At 68.4% G+C, this 14872-nt stretch carries 13 protein-coding genes; 7 read left to right on the top strand and 6 right to left on the bottom strand.

Annotated elements, in window-relative coordinates; translation table 11 throughout:
• The first annotated feature begins 42 nt into the window (after nt 1–42).
• The 3 genes from malQ (at nt 43) to AC07OZ_RS20285 (ending at nt 3382) form a co-directional block, all read left to right on the top strand.
• Nucleotides 43–1566 (top strand): 4-alpha-glucanotransferase, encoded by a 1524-nt coding sequence (malQ, locus tag AC07OZ_RS20295; protein WP_495468888.1) that lies wholly within the window; start codon nt 43–45, stop codon nt 1564–1566.
• 156 nt (nt 1567–1722) lie between these two features.
• Entirely contained in the window at nt 1723–2925 is a 1203-nt protein-coding gene (locus AC07OZ_RS20290; RefSeq protein ID WP_495468887.1) for a cation:proton antiporter, read from the top strand.
• Nucleotides 2926–2971: 46 nt separating this feature from the next.
• Nucleotides 2972–3382: a VOC family protein gene (locus AC07OZ_RS20285; protein ID WP_495468886.1), complete on the top strand. Its 411-nt coding sequence runs from the start codon at nt 2972–2974 to the stop codon at nt 3380–3382.
• A gap of 24 nt (nt 3383–3406) precedes the next feature.
• Here AC07OZ_RS20285 and AC07OZ_RS20280 read toward each other — a convergent pair whose 3' ends face one another.
• The 5 genes from AC07OZ_RS20280 to aat all read right to left on the bottom strand — a co-directional run bounded on the left by AC07OZ_RS20280 (nt 3407) and on the right by aat (nt 11030).
• On the bottom strand, nt 3407–3916 hold the full coding sequence (locus AC07OZ_RS20280) for a hypothetical protein (RefSeq protein ID WP_495468885.1): 510 nt from the start codon (nt 3914–3916) through the stop codon (nt 3407–3409).
• A gap of 263 nt (nt 3917–4179) precedes the next feature.
• Complete coding sequence (locus AC07OZ_RS20275) at nt 4180–6222, bottom strand: glycosyl hydrolase family 18 protein (RefSeq protein ID WP_495468884.1); 2043 nt, start codon at nt 6220–6222, stop codon at nt 4180–4182.
• A 54-nt stretch (nt 6223–6276) separates the two neighbouring features.
• Nucleotides 6277–8895 (bottom strand): chitinase C-terminal domain-containing protein, encoded by a 2619-nt coding sequence (locus tag AC07OZ_RS20270; RefSeq protein ID WP_495468883.1) that lies wholly within the window; start codon nt 8893–8895, stop codon nt 6277–6279.
• A 619-nt stretch (nt 8896–9514) separates the two neighbouring features.
• Nucleotides 9515–10240: an arginyltransferase gene (locus AC07OZ_RS20265; RefSeq protein ID WP_495468882.1), complete on the bottom strand. Its 726-nt coding sequence runs from the start codon at nt 10238–10240 to the stop codon at nt 9515–9517.
• 19 nt (nt 10241–10259) lie between these two features.
• A complete protein-coding gene (gene aat / locus AC07OZ_RS20260; RefSeq protein ID WP_495468989.1) occupies nt 10260–11030 on the bottom strand; it encodes a leucyl/phenylalanyl-tRNA--protein transferase in 771 nt (256 codons plus the stop codon).
• 58 nt (nt 11031–11088) lie between these two features.
• Here aat and AC07OZ_RS20255 point away from each other — a divergent pair, with 58 nt between their 5' ends.
• The 4 genes from AC07OZ_RS20255 (at nt 11089) to AC07OZ_RS20240 (ending at nt 14082) form a co-directional block, all read left to right on the top strand.
• Entirely contained in the window at nt 11089–11454 is a 366-nt protein-coding gene (locus tag AC07OZ_RS20255; protein ID WP_495468881.1) for an ArsC family reductase, read from the top strand.
• A 13-nt stretch (nt 11455–11467) separates the two neighbouring features.
• Complete coding sequence (locus tag AC07OZ_RS20250) at nt 11468–12154, top strand: riboflavin synthase subunit alpha (protein WP_495468880.1); 687 nt, start codon at nt 11468–11470, stop codon at nt 12152–12154.
• A 461-nt stretch (nt 12155–12615) separates the two neighbouring features.
• Nucleotides 12616–13002 (top strand): hypothetical protein, encoded by a 387-nt coding sequence (locus tag AC07OZ_RS20245; protein ID WP_495468879.1) that lies wholly within the window; start codon nt 12616–12618, stop codon nt 13000–13002.
• A gap of 117 nt (nt 13003–13119) precedes the next feature.
• Complete coding sequence (locus tag AC07OZ_RS20240; protein ID WP_495468878.1) at nt 13120–14082, top strand: CsgG/HfaB family protein; 963 nt, start codon at nt 13120–13122, stop codon at nt 14080–14082.
• A gap of 188 nt (nt 14083–14270) precedes the next feature.
• Here the strand turns inward: AC07OZ_RS20240 and AC07OZ_RS20235 are convergent, their stop codons facing one another.
• Entirely contained in the window at nt 14271–14693 is a 423-nt protein-coding gene (locus AC07OZ_RS20235; protein ID WP_495468877.1) for a YciI family protein, read from the bottom strand.
• Between the last annotated feature and the right edge of the window lie 179 nt (nt 14694–14872).

The raw sequence follows: 14872 nt of genomic DNA, 5'->3' as shown, positions 1-14872 counted from the left end.
CCCCCGAATCTTCGACCTCATCGACCCCCCTCGAGCGACACCATGACGATCGATCTGAACAAGCGCCAGTCCGGCGTGCTGCTGCACATCACCTCGCTGCCCGGCCCCAACGGCGCCGGCGATTTCGGCCCCGAGGCCTTCCACTTCGTCGACTGGCTGCAGTCGGCCGGCCAGGCCATCTGGCAATGGCTGCCGAGCACGCCGATCGGCCCCGGCGAGAGCCCCTATCAAGGCGTGTCGGCCTTCGCCGGCAATCCGTGGATGGTGGCGTTCGAGCCGCTGGTGGAGAAGGGCTGGCTCGCCGCGCCGGTGTTGCCGGACGGCGGCTTCGATGCGAAGCGCGTCGAATACGCGAAGGTCCTCCCGTGGCGCGAGCAGCAGCTGCGCGCCGCCGCGGCCGGCTTCTTCGCGAAGGCCTCGGCGGCGGATCGCGCGAGCTACGAGCTCTGGTGCGAGTCGCAACGGGACTGGCTGCCGGACTACGCGCTGTTCATGGCGGTCCGTTCGTCGCGCAACGGCCAGGCGTGGTGGGAGTGGCCGCGTGACCTCGCCGCTCGCGAGCCCCGTGCGCTGGTCGCCGCTCGCGAGCAGTACGCCGACGAGGTCGGCTTCTGGCAGTTCGTGCAATGGAGCTTCGACGTTCAGGTCGGCGCGCTGAAGACCTATGCGAACGCGCGCGGCGTCCACATCATGGGCGACCTGCCGATCTTCGTCGCGCACGACAGCGCCGATTGCTGGGCCCGTCCCGACCTGTACGAGTTCGACGAGCACTTCCAGACCACCGTCGTCGCCGGCGTGCCGCCGGACGCGATGGCGGCCACCGGCCAGCGCTGGGGCAACCCGATGTACCGCTGGGACAAGATGGCCCACGAGCACTTCGCCTGGTGGACCGCGCGCGTGAAGCGGATGCTGAGTTCCGCGGACGTCTTCCGCATCGACCACTTCCGCGGCTTCGCGGCCTACTACGAGATCCCCGCCGACAGCCCCGACGCCACGCGCGGCGTCTGGAAGACGGGCCCGGGCAAGGCGCTGTTCGACGCGATCGCCAAGTCGCTGGGCACGCTGCCCATCGTCGCCGAGGACCTGGGCTTCATCACGCCCGACGTCCATGAATTGCGCAACGCTCTGAACTACCCGGGCATGAAGATCCTGCAGTTCGGCTTCGGCGGCGACGGCGGGCACGAGTTCCTGCCGCACAACTGGCCGCGCGCGGCCGTCTGCTACACCGGCACGCACGACAACGACACCGTGCGCGGCTGGTGGCACCAGGCCAGCGCCCACGAGCGCGCCTACGCCGCGTCCTACCTGGCCTGCGGCGACGACGACATCCACTGGGCCATGATCCGCGCCTGCGCGAACTCGGTGGCCAACGTGGCGGTCTACCCGCTGCAGGACGTGCTCGGCCTGGGCAGCGAACACCGCATGAACATCCCCGGCGTCCTCGGCGGGAACTGGGAATGGCGCTTCACCTGGGACATGGTCGGCGCCGAACCGGGCCACGTGCTCGGCCTGATCGCCGCGACCAGCGGGAGAGCCCCTATTGCCGGCGCCGGACTGCCGCAGTGAAATCGGTTGAAACCGCTTTCATAAAACCATAGGGAAAGCGAGGGCGGTGGTTGTGGGGGCTTGCCCCCCACAATGAGAATCCCGAGAGACAACGTTGTCATCGACCGGCCGGGCGCGTGAGTGCACCGGGCGGCGGACAGCGCAGAGGAGCCGCCGATGAGCACGACCGAGATCTTCCTGATCGCCATGGCGATCATCTTCACCGTCCCCTACCTGGTGTGGCGGCTGGGGGGCACGGACTACTTCGCCCCGCTGGTCGTGGTGCAGATCATCACGGGCATCCTGCTCGGTCCCGGCGTGCTGGGCCGGGCCTTCCCCGAGTACTACCAGTTCGTCTTCAACCCCTCGGTCGTGCAGTCGCTCAACGGCGTGGCCTGGTGGGCGGTCATGATCTTTGTGTGGATCGCCGGCATCGAGCTCGACTTGAAGAAGGCCTGGGCGCATCGCGTCGAGAGCGGCATCACGGCGGGACTCGCCCTCGGCGTGCCGATGGTGTTCGGCTCGCTCGCGGCGGTGGTGCTCCTCGGCATGGGCACGCAATGGATGGGCCCGAAGGCGCACACCTGGCAGTTCGTCGTCGGTGTCGGCATGGCCTGCGCGGTGACGGCGCTGCCCATCTTGATCCTGCTGATGGAAAAGCTCGAGATCCTGCGCCAGCCGATCGGCCAGCGCATCCTGCGCTACGCCAGCCTGGACGACATCCTCATCTGGGCCGTGCTGGCGATCATCCTGATGGACTGGTCGCGGGTCGGCAAGCAGGTGATGTTCCTGGCCGCGTTCGCCGTGGCGACGGTGCTGTTCCGGCGGCTGATGCGCGCGATCCCGGCGCGGGACCGCTGGTACGTGGGCCTGATCTGGCTGGCGGTCATCGCGTTCGGCGCGGACTGGTCGGGGCTGCACTACATGGTCGGCGCGTTCCTGGCCGGCGTCGTGATGGACGCCGAGTGGTTCGACCAAGAGCAGATGGACGCGCTGCGCCACCACGTGCTGCTGGTGATCATGCCGGTCTTCTTCCTCAGCACGGGCCTGCGCACGCAGTGGGGGCTGGAGGGGGGCGCGGTGTTCGCGGCGGCGGGGCTGCTGCTGGCGGCGTCGGTCAGCGGCAAGCTGCTGGGCACGCATCTGGCGGGCCGCATCCTGCGGTGGGCGCCCGGCGAGGCCGGCATCATCGGCTGGCTGCTGCAGACCAAGGCGCTGATCATGATCATCTTCGCCAACGTGCTGCTGGACAAACAGATCATCACCAGCGAGACCTTCACCGCGCTGCTGCTGATGGCGGTGGGCTCGACGATGCTGACGGTGCCGGTGGTGGCGCCGCGCCTGGCGCGGATCAAGGAACTGGTGTTCCGCGCCAGTTGAGGGAGGCAGGCAGAATCGCGCCAGTTGTCGACTGACGGGAGCTGCCTTGATCGATCACCTCGACCACCTGGTCCTGACCACCGCCGATGAGGCGGCGTGCATCCGCTTCTACACCGAGGTGCTGGGCATGCGCCTGGAGAGCTTCGTCGGCGGCACGCCGCCGGTCACGCGCCAGGCCTTCCTCTTCGGCCAGCAGAAGATCAACCTGCATGTGAAGGGCCGGGAGTTCGAGCCCAAGGCGCACACGCCGGTGCCCGGCGCACTGGACCTCTGCTTCATCGCGGCGATCCCGCTGGATCAGGTGATCGAACGCCTGGACGCGCTGCAGGTGCCCATCGTCGAAGGGCCAGTGATGCGCACCGGCGCGACGGGGAAGATCCGCTCGGTCTACGTGCGCGACCCGGACCTCAATCTCATCGAGATCTCGGAACTGGCCGACCCTTCGCAGCGCTCATGACGCAGGGCAGTCGCCCGTGGCGGCTCAATGCGCCAGCATCGCCGCGTGCGCCAGGGTCGGCATGTGCGACAGCATCGCGGCCGGCGGCACCATCGCGGCCTGGGCCGCGGCGCTGACGACCACCGCGGCCGTCGCCGACCAGGGCAGGCCGACGCGGGCCTCGGACAGCAGGCGGGCCGGCACCTCCATCAGGTGCGGGACGATGCTGAGGGACTCGTCGGCGCGTGCAAGCTCGATCTCCTGCGCCGACATGCCCACGAACACATGCGCGAAGCCCTGCTCGATGGCGTCCAGCGCCGCCTCCGTGGCGCGGCGCCAGCGCTTCACCGCAGCGACGTCGGCCCGGGAGGCGGATTCCGGGATCGCCCAGCGCGTGTCGCCGCCCGTCACCGCGCTCGCGGCATTGAACGCATCCACCACCCCCGCCGGACCGCCCAGGCGGGCGTCGAGCACCTGCATGGCGATGACGCAGGCCAGCTCGCGCTGGTGATAGGGGACCATGACTCGTTCCAGGATGACTTCGTAGCGGCGCATGACGGGTTCCTCGGTGGCTCGGCTGCTGAATGGGAAGGATGAGAATACTGGATGAGCGTACAGTATTCAATCGCGATCCTGGGGGTAGCTGCCACCCGCTGGCAGGATGGACGACAGAGGGCAGCAGGATGAAAAGAGCCCCCGCACGGAGGACCGTGCGGGGGCTCTTGAGGCCACTTCCCGGGACCCCTCCCGGGGCCCGCCAGTGGAGCGGCCGGCGCCGCTCCGGAGGGGCCGTGTTGCCTTGGCCTGACGCCTTGGCCTTACTTCAGGCCGGCGCCCATCGCCTTGGACAGCGAGGCGGTCGGATCGTCGCCCGAGAACTCCCAGAAGAACGCGCCGCCGAAGCCCTTGGACTTCACGTAGGCCATCTTGATGGCGATCGTGGCCGGCGTGTCGAAGCTCCAGAAGGTCGAGCCGTTGTAGATCCACTGCGCCTTGCTGACGTCGTCGACCCGGCTGGTGTAGCCCTGCAGGTTCTTCAGGACCTTGTAGTCCTCGTTGCCCGCCTCGTAGGTGCCCGGGGCCGGCGTGCCGCTCTGGTACAGGCCGTTGTTGACGTTGGGGACGTTGGTCCAGCCGCGGCCGTAGAAGCCGATGCCCACGTTCAGCTTCGAAGCCGGCACGCCCTTGTCCAGGAAGGCCTGCATCGCGTCGTTGGTGTTGTACTTCTTCACGTCACCCGTCGACGGGTCGTTCGCCGGCGCGTACAGCGCCGAATGGAACCCGGTGATCGTGTCCCAGCCGCCGTGGAAGTCGTACGTCATCACGTTGATGAAGTTCAGGTACGGATGGATCTGGTCCGGGTCATAGGCCCGCACCTTGTCCACGCCGGCGCCCGACGCGATCGACAGCAGCAGGCCCGGACGCACCGCGTCGAGCTGCTTGCGGAACTCGGCCAGCAGGCCGGTGAAGTTCGCGCGGTCCTCGGCCGTGCCGCAGGCCAGGCCGCAGGCGTTCGGGTACTCCCAGTCGAGGTCGATGCCGTCGAAGACGCCGGCCGCCGCGCCCGTGCCGCCCGCGCCGTCCGTCACCGGCACGTTGCCCTTGATGTAGGCGTCCACGCAGCTCTTGACGAAGTTGACGCGGTTCTCCGGGCGCGCCGCGCTCGAGAAGCCGCGCGACCAGGTCCAGCCGCCCAGCGAGATCAGCACCTTGATCTTCGGGTACTTGGCCTTGAGCTTCTTCAGCTGGTTCCAGCTGCCGCGCAGCGGCTGGTCCCAGGTGTCGGCCACGCCGTCGACGCTGAGGTCGGCGCCGTAGGACTTGCCGTAGTCGGCGAAGGCGTCGCCGCCTTCACCGGTGGACTCGTTGCTCGGGATGATCTTGCCGACTTCGCAGACGTTGTTGCGGACGTTGCCGAACGCGTAGTTGATGTGCGTCAGGTTGGCCGCGGAACCGCTGGTGTCGATGTTCTTCACGTGGTAGTTGCGGCCGTAGATGCCCCACTGCGCGAAGTAGCCCAGCAGCACCTTGTCGCCGGCGGTCTGCGTGTCGGTCTTCACCGTGATCGGCGCCGACGGCTGCGACGAGCCGGCCTGGTTGAAGGCCGAGACCGTGAACGTGTAGTTCGTGTTGGCCGTCAGGTTGGTGACGCTGGCGCTGGTGGCCGCGCCCTGCGCGACCTGCGTCGCACCCTGGTTCACGCGGTACTGCACCGTGCAGTTCGGACCGGCGGCGACGGCGTTCCAGGCCAGGTTGACGCTGGTGGACGTCTTGGACGGCGAGCTCAGGCCCGAGGGCGTGGCCGGCGCCGCGGCGCAGGTGCCGTTGCTGGCGGTGCTGGTCAGCAGCGTGCTGCTCAGGCCGGAGACGTTGCCCGCCTTGTCCTTCGCGCGGACCTGGTAGCTGTAGGAGGTCCCCGCCGACAGGCCGGAGTCCGTGTAGCTGGTCGCCGTCGGCGACGCGATCAGCGAGCCGCCGCGCAGCAGCTCGTAGTTGTTGACGCCGCTGCCGGCGTCGGTCGAGGCGCCCCAGCTCAACGTGATGCTGCTGCTGGTGATGCCGCTGGAGCTCAGGCCCGAGGGCACGGTGGGCGGCGTGGTGTCGGTGCCGCCGCCGGTGCAGGCGCCCAGCGACTTCCACACGTCCCACTGGCCGGAGTGGGTGGACGGCGCTTCGTTCTGCGTCCACCACTTCGCCTGGTAGGCGACGTTGCCCTGCTTGGCGAAGCTGTTGGAAGTGCCGGTGTAGATGCCGGCGGCCGTCCATTCGGGCACGTTGGTGCAGTCGTAGGCATGGGCGGTGCCGGCAGCCATTGCCGCGGCCATCGCGATTCCGCCGAGGCGGACCATCTGTCTCTTCATGTCGAACTCCTGTGGGTCAAAGGGTGGTGGTGGGGAGGTCCGGGAGGCCGGCGCTCATCGCGCGGCCGAAGTCTTGGCGGCGGTCTTTGCTGCCGCCGGCGCGGCGGCGGGCACCGCGCCGCGGCGCGCTTCCTGCGCCAGCGCGTAGCTGCGGCCGTTGACGGTGACGGTCCAGTTGCTGGGCATCGTCGACGGCAGGAAGTAGTTGATCGTCAGCGTCACGCTGGCGCCGGGGGCCAGGCTTTGCCACGACGGCAGCTTGAAGCTGGCGCGGTGGAAGTCGTTCTTCAGCCCGCCGATGTTGTTGCCCGCCGGGTTGGAACCGTTGCTGATCACCGTCAGTCCGAAGCCGCTCTGGTCCGTCACCGTCGAGGGGATCGCGGTGGGGACGTCGAACTGGAACTCCGTGCCGCCAGGCAGCGTCGTCGTGCTGTTGTTGGTCAGCGTGAGCTTGGGCGTGATCGGGTAGTTGCTGTCGCCGAGCGCGAACCCGCCGAGCGCGTAGCCGATGTCCAGCGTCTCCGCCGGCAGGCTCGCGGACGTCAGCCGGTTGCCGTAGGCGCCGGCCGTCTTCAGCTTGTTGAACAGCAGGCTGGTCAGCGTGTTGCCGATGAAGTACTCGTTGCGGGTGGTGTCGAAGGCGTAGTCGCCGGCGAACTCCCAGAACATCACGCCGCCGATGCCGCGGTCGGCCACGTACTGCGCCTTCACGCCGATCGACTGTTCGTCCTCGGTGCTGATGAAGACCTTCTTCTGTGCGTTCCACAGCCAGGGCGAGACCAGCGTCGCGTCGTAGTTGCGGACGTAGGTGCCGGTCAGCTGGTCGGCCGGATTGGTCGCCGGATTCAGGCCGTAGGCCGCGAGGTAGCTGCCCGGGCGGCCCGAGGCGAGGTTCATCGCGTGCCACATCGGGTTGGAGCCGGCGGGCACTTCCTTGTCGGAGACGTCGAGGTCGTGCCAGAGGTTGTCGATGCCGACCGCGCCGTTGCCGCATTTCTGCACGGTGCCGCCGCCGGTGCCGGCCGGGCACTTGCTCTGGTCGGGCAGCGCGGCCTGGCCCCACAGGCCGTTGGTGCCGCCCGTCACGCCCTGCCAGCCGCGGGTGTAGTACGGCACGCCGATGTTGATGCGGCCCGCCGGCATCGCGCCGCGGAAGTAGTGGTACGCCCAGTCGGTGTTGAGGTAGCCGATGCGCGCGTACTGCGTGGCGGTGTAGTAGCTCCACGCGGTGAGCTCGGCGTCCTTGCCGTCGTCGTACAGCGCCGCGTTCGGGCCGACGAACTGGTTCCACGCGCCGTGCAGGTCGTAGCTCATGATGTTCACGTAGTCCAGGTACTGCGTGACCTGGAAGGCTTCCATCCCGCGCAGCAGGTAGGCGGAGGAGGGCGCCGCGATGGTGAGCATGTAATGGCGGGCGTCGGACTGGCTGGCTGTGTCCAGCTTCGCGCGCAGCGTGCGCATCAGCACGACGTAGTTCTTCATCAGCGCGCCGCGGCGGGCGTTGCTGATGGCGAAGTCCACCGGGTTGCCGGCGTTGTTCATGCTGGTCGGGTACTCGTAGTCGATGTCGACGCCGTCGAACCCGTACTGCCGCAGGAAGGCCACCGCCGAATCCGCGAACGCGTTGATGCCGGCCGTGTTGGTCGAGCCGTCCGCGTTGGTCGTCATCGTGTAGAAGCCGCCGGTCTCGGCCCAGCCGCCGACCGAGATCAGCGTCTTGACGTTGGGGTACTGCTTCTTGAACTTGTTGAGCAGGTTGAAGTGGCCCTTGTAGGCGTAGGCCGGGTCCATCTCCGCGCCCGCGATGCCGGGCCAGGTGAGGCCGGTGGCGGGGTTGGCCGCGTCGGCGGTGTTGCCGACCGAGAGCTTGTTGGCCGCGTCCACATGCGCGAACGCATAGTTGATGTGCGTGACCTGACCCCACGGGATCTGGTGCGCGAGGAACGCGGGCTGGCCGGTCTTGCCGGTGCGCCAGCTCGTGAAGTAGCCGATGATGCGGCGCGGCTTGTCGGCGCCCATCTTCTCGCGGCCCTGGTCGTCGTAAACCTTGCAGTAGGCGGGCGCGGTGCCGGCGGTGGTCGTCAGGCCCTCAGGGCGGCAGCGCTCGTCGCCGGTGACCTGGCCCTGCACGGTGATGCGCAGCGCGGCGGTGTCGGTCGTCGCGCCCTTGTCGTCGGTGGCGCGGGCGGTGATGTCGGCGACGCCGGCGCGCGCGGTCCAGCTGACGCTGAACGGCGCGGTGGTGTCCTCGGCGACCAGCGCGCCGTTGACGTAGAAGCCGACCTTGGCCACGGTGCCGTCGCTGTCCGCGGCGGTCGCGGCCAGCGTCACCGTGTCGCCCGCGGTGGGCGAGGCGCCCGCCGTCGGCGCGCTCAGCGCCACGGTCGGCGGCTTGTTCGTGCCACCGCCCCCGCCGTCGCAGGCGCCCAGCACCTTCCACACGTCCCATTGCCCGGAGTTCGTCGCCGGCGGGTTGTTCTGCGTCCACCACTTCGCCTGGTAGGCGGTATTGGTCTGCTTGACGATCGCGTTGCCGCTGTACGCGGTGGCGGCGTTCCAGTCGGCGACGCCGGTGCAGTCGTAGGCCATCGCCGAGCTGCCGGCGAAGGCCAGCACCATCGGCATCAGCCACGGCAGCATCGGGTGGGGATGGGCACAGGGACGATGTCTCATCGGGGGGCTCCTGAACGTGTTGTCGTTGTCTTCGGAAACTGCGGGATGAGCGCCGCCGCGCCGGGCGACTGCGGAAGCAGCGCGGCGGGAACGGTCGCGCTCGGGAAGAAAAAGCGCCGGTCGGTTCAACCGGCGAAGGCGGCGGCCGCTCGGGCTCGGCCGCCGGGACCGGACTCAGACGGTCGTCAGGCCGGCCACTCGGGGGCAGCGGGGCGGATCAGCGGCGCCGCGGCCGGGTGGGGCCCGGCGGCGCGGTCGGCGGTACGGAGAAAGGCGCGTGCAGACATGGCAGTCACTCCCTTGCTGGTCGACGTGCCGTCCGCGGGTTCCTCCCTGCGGACGGCGTGCGGTTTGCAACCGCGGCGTCTAGGAGACCAATACCGCTGCTGATCTCATAGTGGTATGCAATGTAGATACCACTAGCGTCCACATCATTCAGGTTAACCCGCAGGACCTGAGTAACGTGTCGTAATGATGTCGTCAACGAAGTGTATGGACGTCAATTGATGCAAATCAAAGGGAAAACCGGTACGACCAGAACGGTCGTGAGGAAAAACCAGTGTGGGACCAATTCTTGCCCGCCCCGGTCTCCCGACAGGGGCGCGAGGAGGTCGGAACCTCAGCGCCCGATGCGCGACCACTGCCCGTCGCGCAGCAGCTCGTGCGGCAGGAAGCGGGCCTTGTAGGCCATCTTGTCGCTCTGCGCGATCCAGTAGCCCAGGTAGAGATGCGGCAGGTTCAGGTCGCGGGTCTGGCGCAGCTGCCACAGCACGTTGTAGGTGCCGTAGCTGACGTTGGCCTCGGGCTCGTAGAAGGTGTAGACCGCCGACAGCCCGTCGCCCAGGATGTCCAGGATGGAGACCATCTTCAGCGCGCCGTCGGGCTCGCGGAACTCCACCAGCCGCGAGTTCACCCGGCTCTGCAGCAGGAACTGCGTGTACTGGTCGACGCTGTCGTGGTCCATGCCGCCGCCGCTGTGTCTGCCGGCCTGGTAGCGCAGGTAGAGCTGGTAGTGCTCGTCGCTGTAGCCCAGCCGCATGACGCGCGCCTGCAGCGCCTGGTGCTGCGTCCAGGCGCGGCGCTGGCTGCGGTTGGGATGGAAGTCCGCCACCGGGATGCGCATCGGCACGCAGGCCTTGCAGCCGTCGCAGTAGGGGCGGTAAGTGAACATGCCGCTGCGCCGGAAGCCGGCGGCGACGAGGCTCGAATACGCGTCGGCGTGGATCAGATGGCTGGGCGTGGCGACCTGCGAGCGCGCCTGGCGGTCGCTCAGGTAGCTGCAGGGGTAGGGTGCAGTCGCATAGAACTGCAGCTCGGCCAGCGGGAGTTCCTTGGGGTGCGTCACGGGCTCAGGGCTCGGTGGCTCAGGGCGGGTCGTTCTGGGAGTCGCTCGAAGCGTCGCTCGGGCCCAGATGGGCCCACAGGCGCGGATGATAGGACCAATCCCCGGGCGAAGGCAGGCCGGCGTGCGCGGCGAGGTGCGCCTCGAACACCTCGCGGGCGACCGGCGCCGCGCCCAGCGAGGCGAGGTGCGCGGTCTGCTGCTGGCAGTCGATCCAGGGGATGCCGAACTCCCGGCACAGGCAGATCAGCGCGGCGAGAGCGATCTTGGACGCGTCGGTCCTGCGCATGAACATCGACTCGCCGTAGAACATCCGGCCGAGGTTGACGCCGTACAGCCCGCCGGCGAGCTCGCCGTCCATCCAGGTCTCGACCGAATGCACCGTGCCTTCGCGTGCGAGCTGCAGGTAGGCCTGCTGCATCTCCGGCACGATCCAGGTGCCGTCCTGGCCCTCGCGCGAGGTGCTGGCGCAGGCCTTGAGCACGGTCTCGGCAGCATGGTCGACGCGGATCTCGCAGCCCGGCGTGCGGATGAATTTCGCCACCGTCTTGCGCAGCGAGCGCGACAGCTTGAAGTCCGCCGTCCGGAGGACCATGCGCGGGTCGGTGGTCCACCAGAGGATGGGCTGGCCCTCCCCATACCAGGGGAAGATCCCCCGGGCGTAGGCGGCGCGCAGCCGCGCGGGTCTCAGGTCGCCGCCGGCCGCGAGCAGCCCCGGCGCATCGCTGCGCGGCCCCAGCGCGCGGCGGGTCGGCGGGAAGTCCAGAGAGTCATCGTCGAGCCAGGGGATCATCCGCTTCATGGTAGCGTGCCGCCTTCGTTCAATGCCCGCTGGCGCCCCCCTCGTTCCCATGATCACCCTCTACGGCATCCCCAACTGCGACACCGTGAAGCGCGCGCGCGCCTGGCTCGACGAGCAGGGCCTCGCGTACCAGTTCCACGACTACAAGAAGCAGGGCGTGCCCGCGGCCAAGCTGCCGCAGTGGATGAATGAACTCGGCTGGGACAAGGTGCTGAACCGCGCCGGCACGACCTGGCGCAAGCTGGACGACGGCGCCAAGGCCGGCGTCACCGACGCGGCCAGCGCCGCGGCGCTGATGGTCGAGCAGCCGAGCGTGATCAAGCGCCCTGTCGTCGAATGGGACGACGGCCGGCTGAGCCTGGGTTTCTCGCCCGAGCTGTTCGCATCCCACGCTGCCGAAGCGGCGAAGCGCTGATCGGAGACCCGCCATGTTCACCGGCATCGTTCAAGGCATCGCGCAGGTCGCCGCCATCACCGACAAGGAAGGCCTGCGCAGCTTCACCCTCGACTTCCCCGAGGGCTTCTGCCAGGACCTGGAGATCGGCGCCTCCGTCGCCTGCGACGGCGTGTGCCTGACGGTCACCGCCCTGAAGGGGGACCACGAGGCGGACTTCGACGTGATGCTCCAGAGCCTGAACCTCACGGCGCTGGGGCAGCTGGGCGTCGGGGGGCGGCTCAACGTCGAGCGCGCCGCGAAGGAGGGTGCCGAGATCGGCGGCCATCCGCTGTCGGGCCACGTCGACTTCATGGCGAAGGTCGAATCGATCCGCCGTCCCGCCAACAACCACGTGATCCGCATCGCCGTGCCGGCGCCGTGGATGCGCTACATCTTCGCCAAGGGCTACATCGCGGTGAACGGCGCCAGCCTGACCGTGGCCGAAGCCGGCCGCAACGCCGACGGCTCGGGCTGGTTCGAGGTCTGGCTGATCCCCGAGACGCTGCGCATGACCACCTTCGCCGACAAGGGCGAGGGCGCGCCGCTGCACATCGAGATCGAGCGCCAGACGCAGGTGATGGTGGACACGGTCCGCGATGCCGTGGCCGAGAAGATCGGCGCGCTGATGCCGGCGCTGAAGCTGTTCGCGCAGGAGCGGGGCCTGGACCTCGACGTATAGGTGAGGCAGGGGGCGTCGACTCGTCGACGCATAGGCGATGTCCCCGCATTCGCCATCCCTACAACACCAGATGACCTAAGTCATGCGCGCGGCGCGGAGCGCCCGCGCGACGACTGAACAAAAGTCCCCGCGGCCGATCCGGCCCCGCGCGGACCGCGGCCCCCGGGACGGGCGCCGCCGACTTTCCCCCGTGTCCATCGGCCATCGCGCCGCTCCCCGCCAACCCGCGCCGTTGCTCGCTTTGCCGGGGGCGGGTCTTGCCGTGCGGTGTCCGTCGAAAGGAGCCCGTGCGACGTGTGGAACGCCAGCGTGGCGGATTGCGCAATCCGCCATCCCATCAACGTGGGAGGCGTCCGTACCACCACGATGGGGGCCTCGCTTTTTCGCCGGGAGGCGGCTGACAATCCGCGACATTCCTTTGAAATCGTTTGATTTCGGTACACACGCGTTAGGGGAAACGAATGTTGGCCAGAGGCCTGATGGTTGCCGGATTGCTCGCCGCCTCGCTCGCGGCGGTCGCCCAGGTGCCTTACGTGTTCAGCTACAACCCGGGCCCGACCCGCGGTACGAAATGGGTGGCCAAGGCCTCCGACGGCAACGCCGAAGGCGCGGCCTCGGTCGTCTCGTCCTCGCCGCGTCCGGTGTGGGCGCGGGTCTGCTACACGATCGGTCCGTCGGACAGCACCGTGTCCGTCTACGCGCAGACCCGCAATGAAGAAGCGCGGGCCTTCGAGATCGCCTGGGGCGGGTGCAGCGACGTGTTCGGCACCAGCATCTGGATCGGCAATCCGCATGGCCAGCCGGTCGGCGGTTATTACGGCGTCGCGCCGGCCACGCCCCTCGATTGACCCTTGAGTTCCCGGCTCCGTCCGGTCGGGTCCGGGCGGGGCATTCCGTCCGTTGCCCTAGCAGTCGCTCGTTGTGAGACGTCATCGGAGACGTCGTTAGAAAACCTGGAGGATTCCATGCTTGCCACTTCCCGCCTTGTTTCGTCGCCGTCCAGCCTCGTGCTGAAGTCCGCCCTGATCCTGTCGCCGCTGCTGCTGGCCGGCTGCCTGGCCACCGCGCCGACGATGGGCGAGAACAAGGGCACCGTGTCCGGCGCCGCCGGCGGCGCGACCGCCGAGAACCAGAACAGCAAGCTCGAGCATTGCGACGAGACGCTGGGCACGCTGGCCATCTTCGAAGACACCAACGCCCCGTGGTGGTCGCAGCTGCGCGACCGCCAGCTGGGCTCGACCACGCCGGTGCTGCGCCTGATGGTCCAGCAGTCGAACTGCTTCGTGATCGTGGAGCGCGGCCGCGCCTTCGCCAACATGGAGCGTGAGCGCGCGCTGATGCAATCCGGCGAGACCCGTGCCGGCAGCAACTTCGGCCAGGGCCAGATGGTCGCCGCCGACTACACGATGAGCCCCGAGATCCAGTTCTCCGGCAAGACCGGCGGCGGTGGCGGCGGCATCGGGACCGGCGCGATCGGCCTGCTGACCGCGGTGGCGGCCAACGTCAGCCAGAACGAGGCGTCCACGACGCTGCTGCTGGTGGACAACCGCTCCGGCGTGCAGATCTCGGCCGCGGAAGGCACGGCCAAGAACTTCGACTTCGGCTTCGGCGGCGCGAGCTTCTTCGGCAACGCGGCGATCGCCGGCGGCGCCTATGGCAAGACCCCGCAGGGCAAGGTCATCGTGACCGCGTTCGCGGACTCTTACAACCAGATGGTCAAGGCGCTGCGCAACTACAAGGCGCAGCAGGTCAAGGGCGGTCTGGGCGCTGGCGGCCGACTGGGCGTGTCGGGTGGTACGACTGCGGCGTCGAAGGAAGTCGACCAGGCGGCCACGCCCGCGAAGGCCGCGCCGAAGCCGGCGGCCAAGCCGGCGGCGAAGAAGCCCGCGACCACCTCCACCACCACGACGCCGCCGACGACGAAGTGATGCGACGTTGATGGAGAGCTTGGGCAGGTCGGGAGACCGCCCAACCCCGCGTGGCCAAGCGCGGGCTCTCCACGGGGCAGGGGGCATCCCTCCGGGAACCCCCAGCCCCATTCCGGCCCCACTCGCAGCTGCTGACGGCCCCGGTTTTGGGGGCGTGGTGGGCGGGGTGGGGCTTTCGCTTTTTTTCTTTACGGCTTCTCGATCTGCGCGCGCAGGCGCTCTTCCTGTTCGCGCAGTTCGGGCGTGAAGGCCTCGCCGAAATCCTCGGCTTCGAAGATCTGACGGATCTCGATGTCGGAGTCGGTCGTCTGCGGGTTGGGGCACTTCTTGGCCCACTCGATCGCCTCCTGCAGGGAGGCGCACTGCCAGATCCAGTAGCCGGCGACCAGTTCCTTCGTTTCGGTGAAGGGGCCGTCGATGACCTTGCGGTCCTTGCCGGAGAAACGCACCCGCGCACCCTTGCTCGTCGGGTGCAGCCCTTCGCCAGCGAGCATCACGCCCGCCTTGACCAGTTCCTCGTTGTAGGCGCCCATCGCGGCGAGCAGTTCCGTGCTGGGCATCTCGCCCGCTTCGCTGTGCTCGTCCGCCTTGACGATGACCATGAATCGCATGTCGGTCTCCTGATGCAGTCCTGAAAATGGAAGAGGGTGGACAACCCATCCGACGATTCAATGAATCGACGAATGACTCGTCTCACCCTCATGACGTCCGGCGGTGGCCGCTTTCGACATCGTCGACAGCGGGCCGCGTCGTTTTCTTCAGTGGCGGATCAACAGGGTTCGGGCCTCTC

It is taken from the genome of Roseateles sp. GW821-FHT09G03 (genome assembly GCF_059416045.1).
Note: the sequence above shows the minus strand (reverse complement) of the source record. Positions and strands in the feature narration are given on the sequence as shown.